General features: G+C 34.5%; 15 protein-coding genes. 9 read left to right on the plus strand and 6 right to left on the minus strand.

Going from position 1 to position 16,681, the window contains the following annotated elements; genetic code table 11:
• Positions 1-56: 56 nt before the first annotated feature.
• The 5 genes from pyk to AA089_RS00705 all read right to left on the minus strand — a co-directional run bounded on the left by pyk (position 57) and on the right by AA089_RS00705 (position 4,496).
• Positions 57-1,487, minus strand: a complete 1,431-nt coding sequence (gene pyk / locus AA089_RS00685) for a pyruvate kinase (protein WP_046754974.1) — start codon at positions 1,485-1,487, stop codon at positions 57-59.
• Entirely contained in the window at positions 1,487-1,972 is a 486-nt protein-coding gene (locus tag AA089_RS00690) for an IPExxxVDY family protein (RefSeq protein WP_046754975.1), read from the minus strand. Before AA089_RS00690 ends, pyk begins: the two co-directional genes overlap by 1 nt.
• A gap of 184 nt (positions 1,973-2,156) precedes the next feature.
• Entirely contained in the window at positions 2,157-2,891 is a 735-nt protein-coding gene (rnc, locus tag AA089_RS00695) for a ribonuclease III (RefSeq protein ID WP_046754976.1), read from the minus strand.
• A 10-nt stretch (positions 2,892-2,901) separates the two neighbouring features.
• Complete coding sequence (gene fabF / locus AA089_RS00700) at positions 2,902-4,152, minus strand: beta-ketoacyl-ACP synthase II (RefSeq protein ID WP_046754977.1); 1,251 nt, start codon at positions 4,150-4,152, stop codon at positions 2,902-2,904.
• Between the two features lie 107 nt (positions 4,153-4,259).
• Positions 4,260-4,496: an acyl carrier protein gene (locus tag AA089_RS00705; RefSeq protein WP_007137004.1), complete on the minus strand. Its 237-nt coding sequence runs from the start codon at positions 4,494-4,496 to the stop codon at positions 4,260-4,262.
• Between the two features lie 187 nt (positions 4,497-4,683).
• Here AA089_RS00705 and purN point away from each other — a divergent pair, with 187 nt between their 5' ends.
• The 5 genes from purN to AA089_RS00730 all read left to right on the plus strand — a co-directional run bounded on the left by purN (position 4,684) and on the right by AA089_RS00730 (position 9,397).
• A complete protein-coding gene (purN, locus tag AA089_RS00710) occupies positions 4,684-5,265 on the plus strand; it encodes a phosphoribosylglycinamide formyltransferase (protein ID WP_046754978.1) in 582 nt (193 codons plus the stop codon).
• On the plus strand, positions 5,265-5,741 hold the full coding sequence (rnhA, locus tag AA089_RS00715; RefSeq protein ID WP_046754979.1) for a ribonuclease HI: 477 nt from the start codon (positions 5,265-5,267) through the stop codon (positions 5,739-5,741). The genes purN and rnhA overlap by 1 nt, the downstream gene beginning before the upstream one ends.
• 58 nt (positions 5,742-5,799) lie before the next feature.
• Entirely contained in the window at positions 5,800-6,390 is a 591-nt protein-coding gene (locus AA089_RS00720) for an START domain-containing protein (RefSeq protein ID WP_046754980.1), read from the plus strand.
• Positions 6,391-6,502: 112 nt separating this feature from the next.
• Positions 6,503-7,429, plus strand: coding sequence for a PfkB family carbohydrate kinase (locus tag AA089_RS00725; protein WP_046754981.1), 927 nt, complete (start codon positions 6,503-6,505; stop codon positions 7,427-7,429).
• 69 nt (positions 7,430-7,498) lie between these two features.
• The gene (locus tag AA089_RS00730; protein WP_046755020.1) at positions 7,499-9,397 is read left to right on the plus strand and encodes an amidophosphoribosyltransferase; all 1,899 of its coding nucleotides are present in this window, start codon (positions 7,499-7,501) and stop codon (positions 9,395-9,397) included.
• A gap of 992 nt (positions 9,398-10,389) precedes the next feature.
• Here the strand turns inward: AA089_RS00730 and AA089_RS00735 are convergent.
• Entirely contained in the window at positions 10,390-10,998 is a 609-nt protein-coding gene (locus AA089_RS00735) for a superoxide dismutase (protein ID WP_046754982.1), read from the minus strand.
• 323 nt (positions 10,999-11,321) lie between these two features.
• Between AA089_RS00735 and AA089_RS00740 the strand changes: the two genes are divergently transcribed.
• From AA089_RS00740 to kbl, 4 genes are all read left to right on the plus strand, one after another.
• Positions 11,322-11,627, plus strand: coding sequence for a hypothetical protein (locus AA089_RS00740; protein WP_046754983.1), 306 nt, complete (start codon positions 11,322-11,324; stop codon positions 11,625-11,627).
• A 236-nt stretch (positions 11,628-11,863) separates the two neighbouring features.
• Positions 11,864-12,094: a class I lanthipeptide gene (locus AA089_RS24440; RefSeq protein ID WP_156168849.1), complete on the plus strand. Its 231-nt coding sequence runs from the start codon at positions 11,864-11,866 to the stop codon at positions 12,092-12,094.
• 111 nt (positions 12,095-12,205) lie between these two features.
• The gene (locus AA089_RS00750; protein WP_046754985.1) at positions 12,206-15,352 is read left to right on the plus strand and encodes a UvrD-helicase domain-containing protein; all 3,147 of its coding nucleotides are present in this window, start codon (positions 12,206-12,208) and stop codon (positions 15,350-15,352) included.
• Between the two features lie 126 nt (positions 15,353-15,478).
• Positions 15,479-16,672, plus strand: a complete 1,194-nt coding sequence (gene kbl, locus AA089_RS00755) for a glycine C-acetyltransferase (protein ID WP_046754986.1) — start codon at positions 15,479-15,481, stop codon at positions 16,670-16,672.
• Positions 16,673-16,681: the final 9 nt, after the last annotated feature.

The following is a 16,681-nucleotide window of genomic DNA, read 5'->3' on the forward strand; positions in this document are numbered from 1 at the left end:
ATATGCTTCAAGTACAATGTTGTATTGAAGCATAGTTTTTCTAAAATTATATTGTGTTATTCAATTAACGAAACACGCAATGTGTTTACCATTCCTTTGTCCGTAATTGGCATGGCTGCTAAGTTGATCAGCATGTCTTTTTTCTTTACAAATCCTTTTTCTTTGGCAATTTTATTTACATCTTCCACTGTATCATCGGTACTTACAAATTTGTCGTAATAGAATGCTTTTACGCCCCAAAGTAGGTTTAATTGTGAAAGAATTCTTTTGTTAGAGGTAAATACTAAAATATGCGAAGCTGGTCGCCAAGCTGAAATTTGAAATGCCGTATAGCCACTATTGGTTAGTGTACAAATGGCTTTTGCTTTGATTTCATTTGCCATGTGCGAAGCGTGATAACATACTGATTTTGTAATGTAACGCTTGGTACGAATGTGTGGTGGCGAATGTGGTACGTTGATTAATGGAGAATCTTCCACACTTTTGATGATTCTGGTCATTTGCTCAATAACTTGTACAGGATATTTACCAACAGACGTTTCTCCTGATAACATTACGGCATCAGCGCCATCCATTACAGAGTTAGCAACGTCGTTTACCTCAGCTCGTGTTGGCGTCAAACTTGTAATCATTGTTTCCATCATTTGTGTGGCAATAATTACAGGAATTCTAGCTTTTTTGGCACGTAATACCAATTGCTTTTGAATTAATGGAACTTCTTGTGCAGGCACTTCTACTCCTAAATCGCCTCGAGCAACCATTAAACCATCACAATAGGCAACAATTTTGTCGATATTTTCAACGGCTTCTGGCTTTTCAATTTTTGCAATGATCGGAATTTTATGATCCGAATGCTCATTGATTATTGCTTGTAAATCCATTAAATCCTGACTGTGACGTACAAACGAAAGTGCCAACCAATCTACTTCTTGCCCAATGGCAAAAATGGCATCTTTGACATCTTTCTCTGTCAATGCAGGCAATGAAATATTTGTATTTGGAAGGTTGACTCCTTTTTTAGATTTTAAAGGACCACCTTGAATTACTTTGGTAGTTACTTCTTGTTTTCCATCTGTAGCGACCACTTCAAACATTAGTTTTCCGTCATCTAATAAAATACGTTCTCCAGCTTTTACATCTCTAGGGAAATTGGCATAATTCATATACACTTTTTTAGAATTCCCTTTGAATTCTTTTCCTGTACAGAATTTAATTTCGTCTCCTGGTTCTACAATAACATCTTCTGACATTACGCCGACACGTAGTTTTGGACCTTGTAAATCAGCTAATATCGAAGTATTGTATCCAAATTCTTCGCTTAGTTCACGAATCATTACAATACGTTCTTTTACGTCGTCATAATTGGCATGCGAAAAGTTGATGCGAAATACATCTACTCCTTGCTCAATCATTTTTTTAAGGATTTCCTTAGAACTTGTTGCAGGTCCTAACGTAGCTACTATTTTCGTCTTTTTTCTTTTTGGCATTACTCAAAAATTAAATTGTTTTTAGATTTTAGTTGATTGGGGTTTATGGTATACGCAGTGATTACTTCTGCAATAGCATTTACTTTTGATACAATAAGTTTGGAAGATTTTAAGTAGTTATCACTTTCAATTTTAATGAAATAATCTACTCGTTTTCGTTCAGGGATTAAATATTTAGAAACCAATTGTTTTCCTTGTTGATCTGAAAATAACGATCCTGCACTTGCAACACGTTCCACTTCTTTTTTACTTGTATTTGCTACAAAACTCCATTTTACAAAATTTTCATTGTCATTCCATTCATAAATAGAGAAAGAAGCTTCCATGTAATTGTAATCTAAATCTTCTTCTTTTCGCGCTAATTTTAAGTTGAGATGTGTATTGAGAAGATACGCTAATCGATAATCTTCTGTTGAGCAATGAATTGCTATCAGTGTATAATTATCTTCCTCAAAATCATCCTCAAAGAGTTTATGAACTGCCATAAATCTTACTATTAGCTTTGTAAATATATAATTTAATGACTAGATAAATGTTATTTTTTTACAATGATTCTAAAGAATTCATAACGAAAACGTTATCGTTGAAGGTTTCTTTTTTTGAAATGATAAATTTTTGATGAAATCATTACAAAATCTATGAAAATACAGCAGATTTTGACAACAATTTTTAGGTAGAAATTTGTTTTTGAAATGCAAAATAAGCGCGTTTTGAAGCTTTTTCTTCGGCTTTCTTTTTGGAAGTTGCACGTGCTTTTCCAACAACTCTATTGTCAATAAAAAGTTTGACAGCAAAATGTTTTAGTTCGTCATTTCCTGTGTCTTCATACACATCGTATTTGAAGTTTTTCTTTTCCTTCTGACACCATTCAATGAGCAAACTTTTGTAACTGATTACTTTTCCTTCCAAACGTTCAATATCAACATATGGTGAAATTACACGATAGTGAATGAAACGCTCGCAATATTTGTATCCTTTATCTAAAAAAATGGCACCAATTAAGGCTTCAAATAAGTTTCCGTGGATGTTTTCTCCAAAATTATCTTTCGGAATGCGTGATTTTACGAGTTCAATCAATTTTAAATCACGTCCAAGTTCATTTAAGTGCTCTCGGCTTACGATTTTAGAGCGCATTTTGGTTAGATAGCCTTCGTTTCCTGATGGCACTTCCGTGAAAAGGTACGCAGAAATAACACTACTCAACATGGCATCGCCCAAAAACTCTAAGCGTTCGTAGTTTACAGAATTTCCTTTCGCATCTTTCTGATTCATTGAACGATGCGTAAATGCTTTCTTATAAAACTTCTTTCGCTTGGTTTTAAATCCTAGAATATCTTCGAGTTCGACAAAAAAATTCCCGTCTTCATTGGATCGGGAATTTAATATTTTTCGAACGAAATTCATTGAACTTGATTTAATCTAATTTTTTAAACAACACACAAGCATTGTGTCCTCCAAAACCAAATGTGTTGCTCATAGCAACTTTTACATCTCGTTTTTGCGGTTCGTTGAGTGTTAAATTGAGACTTGGATCAATATTTTCATCTACTGTAGCATGATTTATAGTTGGCGGAACAATTCCGTGTTCTATAGAAAGTATCGAGGCAATGGCTTCGATAGCTCCTGCTGCTCCTAGTAAATGTCCTGTCATGGACTTCGTAGAATTGATATTAATGTTTTTAGCGTGCGTTCCGAAAACTTCTGTAATTGCTTTCAGCTCTGCTACATCTCCCAAAGGAGTTGATGTTCCGTGTGTATTGATATGATCAACATCTTCTGGTTGCATTCCTGCATTTTCAAGACAGTTTTTCATAACGGCTACCACACCGATTCCATCTGGATGCGGCGCTGTCATGTGGTAAGCATCTGACGATAAACCTCCACCAACAACTTCTGCATATATTTTTGCACCTCTTGCTTTCGCGTGTTCATATTCTTCAAGAACAATGGCTCCAGCTCCTTCACCTAATACAAAACCATCTCTGGTTGCATCAAATGGTCTTGAGGCACTTTGTGGATCATCATTTCGTGTTGACATGGCGTGCATGGCATTAAAACCACCCATTCCAGCAATGGTAACTGCGGCTTCACTTCCACCAGTTACAATAACGTCACAATGTCCTAATCTAATATTGTTTAAGGCATCAATCATAGCATTTGCTGATGATGCACAGGCAGATACAGTAGTGTAGTTAGGTCCCATAAATCCATATTTAATGGAAATGTTTCCTGGTGCAATATCTGCGATCATTTTTGGTATAAAGAAAGGATTGAATTTTGGCGTTCCATCTCCGTTTGCGAAGTTAATTACTTCTTCTTGGAATGTTTCTAAACCGCCAATTCCTGCTCCCCAAATAACACCAACTCTTAACTTATTGAGGCTATCCAAATCGAGTTTTGCATCTGCAATTGCTTCATCGGAAGCAACCATGGCATACTGCGAAAACTTATCCATTTTTCTAGCACTCTTTCTATCAATAAAATCTGTAACAGTAAAGTTTTTTACTTCACAAGCGAATTTTGTCTTAAATTTTTCGGCATCGAAATGTGTCACTGGAGCGGCACCGCTTTTTCCAGTAATAAGTCCATCCCAATATTCATTTACTGTGTTTCCGATTGGGGTCAATGCTCCCAAACCTGTAACTACAACTCGCTTTAATTCCATCTTTAATAAGTTAGTTTAAAAATTAAGAAGAAATCCCTTTAACAAAACATTAGAATGCAAATTTGCATTCTAATGTTTCTTTAAAATATAGAAATTTTATTCTTTCCTTACTTTTTTGCTTCTTCAATGTAAGAGATAGCTTGACCAACAGTTGCAATGTTTTCTGCTTGATCATCTGGAATCTGAATATCAAATTCTTTTTCGAATTCCATAATCAATTCTACTGTGTCTAATGAATCTGCTCCTAAGTCGTTAGTGAAGCTCGCTTCTGTAACTACTTCGTTTTCATCTACACCTAATTTGTCTACGATAATCGCTTTTACTCTTGATGCAATGTCTGACATAATCTTATTGTTTTTAAAATTTAATTGTTGGCAAAAATAAAAAACTTTAATTTAAAACAACATTTTACTGAAAAAATGTGTTCTAATTTACTAAATTTTTAGAATAAGTAATTCGCTTTTGCCTTCATTTTGTTAATAATTATTCTTTTTTTTGTCGAAACAACAGTTACTAAATTCCATTCTTTTTATGAAGCGTATCGCAATTTTTGCTTCGGGTTCCGGAACTAATGCTGAAAATATTATTCGATATTTTCAAGAACGAAATAACGCTTCCGTTGTTCAAGTTCTGACTAACAATCAGCATGCCAAAGTTTTAGAGAGAGCTAAAAAACTGAAAATCAGTGCTTTTAGCTTTAATCGAACTGCCTTATATTGCAGTAACGATGTCCTAAATCTTTTGCAAAGTGCACATATTGATTTGATTGTCCTTGCTGGTTTTCTATGGAAATTCCCTGAACATATTCTGGCTGCATTTCCCAACAAAGTCGTCAATATTCATCCTGCCTTGCTTCCAAAATATGGAGGAAAAGGCATGTACGGATCGCATGTACATGATGCTGTCGTTGCAAATAAAGAAAAAGAAAGTGGCATTACCATACATTTTGTTAATGAAAATTACGATGAAGGTGCTATTATTTTCCAAGCAAAGACCAATTTGACAGATATAGACACGCCTGAAACGGTTGCAAAAAAAATTCATGAACTCGAATATGCACACTTTCCTGAAGTTATTGAACAGGTATTAATTTCAAATTCTAACACACAATAATGGCAGACGTACATGTATTTACTGATGGATCTTCTAGAGGAAATCCTGGTCCTGGTGGTTACGGAATTGTTATGGAATGGGTTGGCAAACCGTATCGAAAAGAGTTTTCTGAAGGCTACAGAAAAACAACCAACAATCGTATGGAATTGCTAGCCGTAATTGTTGCCTTAGAGAAATTAAAGTACATGCACACTGATGTTAAAGTGTTTACCGATTCTAAATATGTTGTGGATTCTGTAGAGAAAAAGTGGGTTTTTGGTTGGGAGAAAAAAGGGTTTTCAGGAAAAAAGAATACTGATTTGTGGATTCGTTTCTTAAAAATTTATCGAAAACATATTGTACGTTTCCAATGGATTAAAGGACATAACAACCATCCACAAAACGATCGTTGTGACTTTTTAGCCGTAAATGCTTCAAAAAAAGAGAAGCTAAAAATTGATACATTCTTCGAAAACGAAGCCAATAAGTTACTGTAAATCAATTTTATTAAATCATATTTGTACATTTACACATACTATTTCCTTAATTTCCACTATGAAAATCTATATTGCTGTTTTTTGTTTTTTGTTTTTTTTACCACTTTCCGCACAAGAAACTTGGGAGTTAAAGAAGGATAAAAATGATATTAAAATTTACACCAAAACTATAGATTCCACCAAATTGAAGGCATACAAAGCCGAAATGACTGTCAAAAGTACGCTTGAAAAAGTGAAAAATATTATTGTTGATGGCGATGAATTACATAATTGGAATTATAAAGCAATTGACAGTAAACTGATCAAAAAAACTTCTGAAAGCGAATACACTATATGGATGGCAATTGACCTTCCTTGGCCATTACGCAACAGAGATTTTGCAAGTCATATACGTGTAGAAGTCGTTTCCAAAGATGTCATCCGAATTAATTTATCATCCGCTTCAGATACGTATGCGGTTCAAGAAGACTACTTACGAATGACCAATTTTGTTGGATATTGGTTGTTAGAAAAGCAAGGAGATACGATTAAAGTTACCAACGAAATGTATGGCGATCCTGGAGGAAGCTTGCCAAATTGGCTTATAAACAGCACCATCACTAGAGCGCCTTATTACAACTTTAAGGCATTGCGCAATCGTGTACAATAAGCTTCAATTTCAACACTTTCGCTTTAAAAAATACTGAAAACGCATATCTGCTTCGTCTGGCTATTTTCTTGCAAAAATTTTATGTAAGTTTGCAAAAATTTTAATTATAAAAATGAGCAAATTATTAATTGTTGGAACGGTTGCTTTTGATGCTATTGAAACACCTTTTGGAAAAACAGATAAAATCCTAGGTGGCGCGGCTACTTATATTGGTTTGTCTGCTGCAAATTTTGATGTAGATTCAGCTATTGTATCTGTTGTTGGAGAAGATTTTCCACAAGAATATTTAGACATGTTAGCGGCTAGAAATATTGATATTTCTGGAATAGAAATAGTAAAAGGAGGAAAAACATTCTTTTGGAGTGGAAAATATCATAATGATATGAACTCAAGAGATACGTTGGCAACAGAATTAAACGTATTGGCAGATTTCAATCCGATTGTTCCTGAAAATTACAAAGATGCCGAAATTGTAATGCTAGGAAACTTACATCCTGGTGTGCAAATGAGCGTCATTAATCAAATGAGCAAAAAACCAAAGCTAATTGTACTAGATACGATGAACTTTTGGATGGATTGTGCTTGGGACGATTTGCTCGCAGTTATCAAAAAAGTAGATGTAATTACAATTAATGATGAAGAAGCACGTCAACTATCAGGCGAATACTCTTTAGTAAAAGCTGCACAAAAGATTCACGAAATGGGTCCTGAATATGTAGTAATTAAAAAAGGAGAACACGGCGCTTTAATTTTTAATGACGGAAATATTTTCTTTGCACCAGCATTACCACTAGAAGAAGTTTTTGATCCAACAGGAGCTGGAGATACATTTGCAGGAGGTTTTTCTGGATATATTGCAAAACACGAAGACATTTCGTTTGAAAGCATGAAAAACGCCATCATTTACGGTTCTAACTTAGCTTCCTTTTGCGTAGAAAAGTTTGGAACACAACGAATGGAATCGCTCACGAAAGAAGAAATCACAGAACGCCTGAAGCAGTTTAAACAGCTGACTCAGTTTGAAATAGAAGTAAACTAAAAAAACGCGCTCATAACTGAGCGCTTTTTTTTGTCACAATACGTAACAACAACACAACAAACTACAACTATGAGTGACGCTTTGAAACACGAGTGCGGTATTGCACTTTTAAGGCTTTTAAAACCATTAGAGTACTATAAAGAAAAATATGGTACAGCATTTTATGGCATCAATAAAATGTACTTACTAATGGAAAAACAACACAATAGAGGGCAAGATGGTGCTGGATTAGCAAGCATAAAGCTCGATATGAATCCAGGTGAACGCTACATTAGCAGAGTACGCTCTAACCAACAACAACCAATTCAAGATATTTTTGCACAAGTAAACGAACGCATTAATCATATTTTAGAAGAAAAACCTGAACTCAATGATGATGTTGCACGCCAAAAATCAGAATTGCCATATGTAGGCGAACTGTTTTTAGGACACGTTCGTTACGGAACTTTTGGTAAAAATAGCATTGAAAGTGTACATCCGTTTTTGAGACAAAATAACTGGATGCATCGTAATTTGATTGTCGCTGGAAACTTTAACATGACCAACGTTAATCAATTATTTGAAAACCTAATAAAGCTTGGACAGCATCCAAAAGAAAAAGCAGATACGATTACCATTATGGAAAAAATCGGTCACTTTTTGGATGATGCCGTTGCCAAATTGTACAAAAAACTCAAAGAAGAAGGATACAACAAACAAGAAGCTTCTCCTATTATTGCGGAGCGACTCAACTTAGCAAAGATTTTAAAAAGATCCGCAAAAGATTGGGATGGTGGTTATGCAATGGCAGGATTGCTTGGTCATGGAGATTCGTTTGTATTGAGAGATCCTGCAGGAATTCGTCCAGCATATTACTACAAAGACGATGAAATCGTAGTGGTAGCTTCAGAACGTCCTGTGATTCAAACGGTATTTAATGTTGATTTTGATGATGTACAGGAAATTGATCCTGGAAATGCATTAATCATCAAAAAGAATGGAACGGTTAAAACCAAGCAAATTTTAGAACCGTTAGAACGTAAAGCTTGTTCTTTTGAACGTATTTATTTTTCTCGCGGAAGCGATGCAGAAATCTATCAAGAACGAAAAATGTTAGGAAAACTATTATTGCCTAATGTATTGAGCGCGATTGATGATGATATAAAAAATACCGTATTTTCATTTATTCCAAATACTGCCGAAACCTCTTTTTTTGGACTCACAGAAGCCGTTGAAGAATATCTGAATGAACGCAAAACCAACGAAATTTTAAACGGACGCCGTTCATTATCAGAAGAAAGAGTCCGTGAAATTCTTTCGGAACGTCCACGAGTTGAAAAAATTGCGATCAAAGATGTAAAACTTAGAACGTTTATTACCGAAGACAGCAGTCGTGATGACTTGGTAGCTCACGTATACGATGTAACTTATGGCGTGATTCAACCAGAAGATAATTTGGTCATTATTGATGATAGTATTGTGCGTGGAACTACGCTAAAGAAAAGTATCATTAAAATGATGGATCGTTTGCATCCGAAGAAAATTGTAGTGGTTTCTTCTGCGCCACAAATTCGTTATCCTGACTGTTATGGTATTGATATGGCGCGTATGGAAGATTTAATTGCCTTTAGAGCTGCTTTAGCACTGCTTAAAGATCAAAACAACTACGGTTTGGTAGCAGAAGTCTACAATAAATGTAAAGCGCAAGAAAGCTTAAAAGATATAGATGTGAAAAACTTCGTGAAGGAGATTTATGCACCTTTTACGGATGAAGAAATTTCAGAAAAAATAAGTGAACTTATCAAAACGGATGTTGTAAATGCAGAAGTAAAAGTCATTTTCCAAAATGTTGCCAATCTCAATAAAGCATGCCCAAACAATTTAGGCGATTGGTACTTTACAGGAAACTATCCAACCGATGGAGGAAATCGTGTTGTAAATCGTGCTTTTATTAATTTTTATGAAGGAAACAAAGCGCGTGCATATTAGGCTTTTTATCAGCAATAAAAAAAGGTGTTTTTTGTGTAAGAAATTTTCTCTTGCAGAAAACTAAATCTAAAATAAAAGTTAAAACACACACTTAGTCTAAAAAAGAGGTATTTGGTCTGATTTATTAGGTAAGATTTCATGACTCTACTTACATTAGCAATGCCATAGCATAAGTAGGTTAAGTTCATGGTAAGATTTGGGGCAAAAAAAGGTGGTTTATTCCACCTTTTTTTATGCGCAATAGTTTTTTTGGATCGCTGACGCTTTTAGACCGCTTTCGCTGTTAGATCGCACTTCGTGCTTTTAGACTTCTTCCTGTGGAAACGGAAATCTCTTAGATTGTTGGATTGCTTCGCAATTAGATACTTACTCAGAATTTATTCTCTTTATTTTAAGTTTTAAATGTTGAAATTTAAATTGTTCCTCGCTCTTATGGGAAACTGAATCAAATCAAGTTTGACGTACTTCTCAAATTCTACAATCTTGTCATTCCGTACTTGTTGCGAAATCCACTTTCTTAAAAATAACTTTTAGAAAAATCTATACGCTTTTTTTAGGTCGCTTTCACTGTTAGAAGTAAGGGCGCTTTGCTGTTAGATCGCACTTCGTGCTTTTAGACTTGTTCCCGTGGAAACGAGAATCTCTTAGATTGTTAGATTGCTGCGATTTTAGACGCTTACTCAGAATTTATTCTCTTTATCTTAGGTTTTAAATGTTGAAATTTAAATTGTTTCTCACTCTTATGGGAAACTGAAGCGAGTTCAGTTTGACGTACTATTTATATTCTATAATCTTGTCATTCCGCACTTGTTGCGAAATCCATTTTCTTAAAAATAAAGTCTCAAACATTACAAAAAATAGCTTTTGAAAACATCTTGAATCCTGACTCTTGACTCTTGACTCTTGACTCTTGACTCTTGACTCCTACATCTAAAAACAAAAAAAGACGAACATCGCTGTCCGTCTCTTTCAAATATAAAAAGTTTTATATATTATTTAGCTTCTGCATAACGTCTTTCAACTTCATTCCAATTGATCACTTTAAAAAATGCATCAATATAGTCTGGACGTCTGTTTTGATAATTTAAGTAATATGCGTGTTCCCAAACATCCAATCCTAAAATTGGCGTTCCACCACAACCAACATCTGGCATTAATGGATTATCTTGGTTTGGTGTAGAACATACTTCTACTTTTCCACCTTTGTGAACACATAACCAAGCCCAACCTGAACCAAACTGAGTTGCTGCCGCTTTGCTAAATTTTTCCATGAATTCTTCTTTTGAACCAAAAGCTGCTTCAATAGCATCTTTTAATTCTCCTGAAAGATAACCTCTATCTTCTGGATTCATTACTTCCCAAAAAAGACTGTGATTGTAAAATCCGCCTCCATTGTTACGAACTCCTGAGTTGCTCATATCAAGATTTGTAAGAATATCTTCAATAGATTTTCCTTCTAAATCTGTTCCTTCAATAGCATTATTTAGCTTGTTTGTATATCCGTTGTGATGTTTAGAATGGTGAATCTCCATTGTTCTTGCGTCAATATTTGGTTCTAAAGCATCGTATGCATATGATAATTTTGGTAATTCAAAAGCCATTATATCTGTATTTATTTAGTTAAACATTAGTTTTTATTCCTTCAAAAATAATCATCTATCGCCACATAAAGAAACGATTAAAACAGATTATGATAATTTTCACATAAAGATAATCTATACAAAAAAGAAAATTTTGTTATCTAATAGACAATAACTCATAAAATCTTTTTTTGAAAAAATACCTATAATACTTTACTGCAACTACAGAAGCTACCACAATTTGAACACAATTCTATTGGAAAAAAATCATTTCTTTGGAAAAGGGTAACAACTTAACCACTTGGGACTCTTTATAATATGTATTAACTATAAAATTTAATAGTATGAAAAAAAGGAATTTAATTAAGAAACTACAATTCAAGAAAACGCAAGTATCTAATTTAGGAAAAGATCAAGTTGTTGGTGGTGGATCACGATTTGTATGCGAACCGATCGATTTATCATTATTAGAAACCTGTTATGCTGGTTGTGGACTTACAGAAAACTGTACGCAATTTAGAACGTGTAACAATGTTTCATTCAACAATTGTACAGTATTCAACTGTCCAACTAATGGTTGCGGAACCAATGTCGGTTGTGGAACTGGTGGAAATTCAGGAGGAATTTCTTGTCCAGGATTCGAGTGCTAACAATAATGCTTCAAAAACTAAGAAATCCAGCTTTATAACTAAGCTGGATTATCGTTTTTATATTTAACATATTCTTTGAATGAGCTTTTTTAAAAAAATTATAAATCGCTCAACATCAGCAAAATATTAAAAATTCACCTATCTGTTTTAAAATACTTTTTGTTTCTTTATACAAAAGTAACAGCTTAACCATCTGATACTCTATATTATGAATTAACAAACCAAAACTTTTAATTATGAAAAAAAAGAACCTAATCAAAAAATTACAATTCAAAAAAACACAAGTATCGAATCTTTCTGAAGCAAAAATTATTGGTGGACTATCCGATCCAGAACCAATATTAACTGCTAGATGTACAGAATTTAACTCCTGTCCATGTATTACCATCGCAACATGTCTTACAGATGAATGTATAACGAGATTGTGTAGTGCTAGATGTACAAATTTATGCAGCATTACTTGCTAAAATATCGTCAAAAACTAAGAAATCCAGCTTTATAACTAAGCTGGATTTTTTGCATTATACCAACTTCATTTTTTAAACTATCTTTGTCAGACACCTAATAAAACCGCTTTCGTGTCTACACCTTTTATTATTTACAACGCTTCCGCAGGATCGGGTAAAACCTACACACTTGTAAAAGACTATTTGCGTATCTTACTTTCTTCGGTTCAAAAAGATATGTACAAGCAAATCTTAGCAGTAACGTTTACCAATAAGGCTGTTGCCGAAATGAAAGCGCGTATTATTGAAAACCTCAATTCGTTTGCATTTGATGAAGAAAGCGTAAACGCGCCCATGTTTGTAGAATTATCGGAAGATTTACAACTACATCCAGCGCAATTACAACAAAAAGCCAAAGAAGTACTCAAAAGTATTTTACACAATTATGCCTTTTTTGAAGTAGCAACGATTGATAAATTTACACACAGTGTCATTCGTACATTTGCGTACGATTTAAAACTTCCGCTAAATTTTGAAGTAGAATTAGATACAGATGCGCTACTAAACGAAGCTGTTGACCAATTAATTTCGAAAGCTGGCGAAGACAAGTTAATTTCTGAGGTTTTAATTGAATACGCCTTAGAAAAAGCAGATGATGACAAAAGTTGGGACATTTCTTTTGATTTAAATAAAATTGCGAAACTTTTATTGAACGAAAACGAAAAACCACACCTTCGTAAACTAAAAGACAAAACCCTTGAAGATTTTAGTGAGCTTAAAAAATTACTCAAAACCAACATACAAACAACTGCTGAAGAACTCTCAAAAGCTGGACAAGCAGTTTTAGAATTGATACAAAGTTCAGGATTAGAATTTGATGATTTCCTACGAAAAACACTGCCAAATCATTTTAAAAAAATTGCAGAGAAAGATTTTAATGAAAAAAGCCTCTACGGAAACAAACTTGCAGAAAGTTTAGAAAATGGAAGCGTTTACAAAAAAAACTTAGACGCTTCAAAGGCAAATACCATTGATGCGTTATTGCCGCAACTCAACGAAGCATATCACAGTTGTAAAAAACGTGTGTATGATTTGAGTTTCCTAAAAAATTTCTACAAAAATAGTACGCCACTTTCGGTATTAAATGCTATTCAAAACGAATTGGAAATCATAAAAGAAGAACAAAACTTATTATTGATTTCTGAATTTAACACCATCATAAGTGAAACGATAAAAGATGAACCTGCGCCGTTTATTTACGAACGTTTGGGCGAGAAATACAAACACTATTTCATTGATGAATTTCAAGATACGTCTGAAATGCAATGGGAAAACTTAATTCCGTTAATTTCAAACAAGTTGCAAACAGAAACTTCCGATGCTAAAAGCGGTTCGTTGACTATTGTTGGCGACGCTAAACAATCTATTTATCGTTGGCGCGGTGGAAAAGCAGAACAATTTATCGGACTAAATAATGACGTGAATCCGTTTTTTGTGGAAAAAAAACCTGAGAATTTGCCTAGAAACTATCGAAGTTATGACGAAATTATCAACTTCAATAACGATTTCTTTCAGCATATTTCGCAGTTTTTCAGCCAAGAAGAATTCAAAGACATTTATAAAAACGGAAGTACGCAGTTGACAAATGACAAAAAAGGTGGTTTTATCTCGTTTGATTTTGTGGAAACCAAAACAATTGAAGAAGAATTTGAAATCATTCCTGAGAAAATTATTGAAAAAATTCGCGATTTAGAAACAAAAGGCTTTCAATACAAAGATATTTGTGTGCTTACGCGAAGAAAATCGGAAGGAATTGCAGTAGCAGATATTTTATCAGCACACCAAATCCCTATTATTTCGTCGGAAACTTTATTGATCAAGCGTTCGCAAGAAGTACAATTTATCATTGATGTGCTCCGTTTGGCAATTCAACCCAAAAACAATGAAGTCAAACTACATTTGTTGAATTATTTAGCAACCGAAAAGCTGCATACGGAACACAAGCATGAATTCTTACAAAAACATGTCGCGCTTGACGCAGAAATTCTGTTTTCTGACCTAAAAGAATTTAACTTTGACTTTACATATTTCTTGCAATTATCTTTGTATGAAGCCGTGGAATATTGCATCCGAGCGTTTCAATTAACGGACGAATCGGATGCGTATTTGCAGTTTTTCTTAGATTTTGTATTGGAATATACACAGAAAAAACAACTTGGTTTTGCTGGCTTTTTAGAACATTGGGAAAAGAAAAAAAATCATTTGAGCATTATAGCTTCAGGTTCGGAAAATGCGGTTCAAATTATGACGATTCACAAATCGAAAGGATTGGAATTTCCTGTGGTATTGTTTCCGTTTGCCAATACAGACATGTACAAAGAAATAGAACCAAAACTCTGGTTTCCTATCAACGCAGCCGATTTTAACGGTTTTGAAGAAGCGTATTTAAATTTCAACAGCACCATTCAAGAATATGGCGAACTAGGCGAAACACTATATGAAGAACGCCAATCGCAGTTAGAATTGGACAACTTCAACATTTTATACGTAGCGTTTACGCGCGCTGTGCAACAATTGCATGTGATTACTAAAAAAGACGTCGATCGTAACGGAAATGAACGTTTACAAACGTTTTCAGGTTTGTTTATCAATTATTTAAAACAGACAGATCGCTGGAATGATGAATTATTGTACTACACATTTGGCGAATCTGAGGTAAATCTCGCGAAAGCGGAGACAACTGAGCAAATTCATACCATAAAACAAGAACAATTTATAAGTACCGCAAAGGAAGATCACGACTTGCATTTAATGACAAAACAAGGATTATTGTGGGATACGACACAAGAACAAGCCATTGAAAAAGGAAACCTAATTCATGATGTATTGGCACAAATAAAATATCCGTCAGACATAGAATTTGTGTTAGACGAATACGTTTCTAAAGGAATCATTGATGCGCCACAGCGCGAAAAACTCTTGGAAAGTATTGAAAAAGTAGTGAATCATCCTGAATTAGCACCGTATTTTGATCAAGAAAATACAGTATACAACGAAAAAGACATCATATCAAAATCGGGGAAAATATTACGTCCCGATAGAATTGTAGTGAATCCAAACAATGAAACCATACTTATTGATTACAAAACAGGCATGCATTCGCCGTTTTACACTGAGCAAGTATATGAATATGCGGATACGTTGATAGAAATGGATTTTAAGGTTACACAGAAAATTTTGCTCTACATCAATGAAGAAATCGTTGTGAAATATATATAATGCGCTGTAGTATTTTGAATTTATGCTAAAAAGGAATGCTGAAAAAGGTGTTTTATTGCAGTAAATTCAAAAAATTATATGGTATAACTCAAAAATCGTAACTATTTTTGCTAAAAACAATCAACCATGTACGGAAGTATACAACAACACTTACAAAAAGAACTTCAGGAAATTAAAGACGCTGGACTTTACAAAAAAGAACGCATTATTACTTCGGCACAAGGTGCTGAAATTACCATAAACACAGGAGAATCTGTTATTAATTTCTGCGCAAATAACTACTTAGGATTGTCATCGCATCCTGATGTAATTCAGGCAGCAAAAGATACGATGGACACACATGGTTTTGGAATGTCGTCAGTGCGTTTTATTTGTGGAACACAGGATATTCATAAAAAATTAGAACAAAAAATAGCAGACTATTACGGAACAGAAGATACTATTTTATATGCAGCTGCTTTTGATGCCAATGGCGGTGTTTTTGAGCCTTTATTGACAAAAGAAGATGCAATTATCTCAGATTCGTTAAATCATGCCTCAATTATTGATGGTGTGCGTTTGTGCAAAGCAGCGCGTTATCGGTACCAAAACAACGATATGGCAGATTTGGAAAAGCAATTAATCCAAGCTAATGAAGATGGAGCGCGTTTCAAAATCGTAGTGACGGATGGTGTATTTTCGATGGACGGATTAGTGGCGCCTTTAGATGAAATTGTTGCTTTAGCAGAAAAACATGACGCCATGATTATGATTGACGAGTGTCATGCTACTGGTTTTATTGGTGAAACAGGTCGCGGAACGCTAGAAGAGAAAAACGTAATGGGAAAAATTGATATCATTACAGGAACGCTCGGAAAAGCAATGGGTGGCGCCATGGGCGGATATACAACTGGTAAAAAAGAAATCATTGAAATATTACGTCAACGATCAAGACCGTATTTATTTTCAAACTCTTTAGCGCCTGCTATTGTTGGAGCTTCCATAAAAGTTTTTGAAATGCTAGATACCGATACGACATTACGTGATCAACTTGCAGAAAACACGGAATATTTTAAAAAAGGAATAAAAAATGCAGGCTTTGATATTGTTGATGGAGATTCTGCAATTGTACCTGTAATGCTATATGATGCAAAGCTTTCGCAAATAATGGCAGACAAATTATTGGAAAAAGGAATCTACGTAATTGGCTTCTTTTACCCTGTAGTTCCTAAAGGGAAAGCACGTATCCGAGTGCAGTTGTCAGCAGCGCATACAAAGCAACATTTAGACAAGGCAATCGCTGCATTTACCGAAATTGGGAAAGAATTAGAAGTAATTTAAATATTTAAA

Source organism: Kordia jejudonensis, from assembly GCF_001005315.1.
Lineage (GTDB): Bacteria > Bacteroidota > Bacteroidia > Flavobacteriales > Flavobacteriaceae > Kordia > Kordia jejudonensis.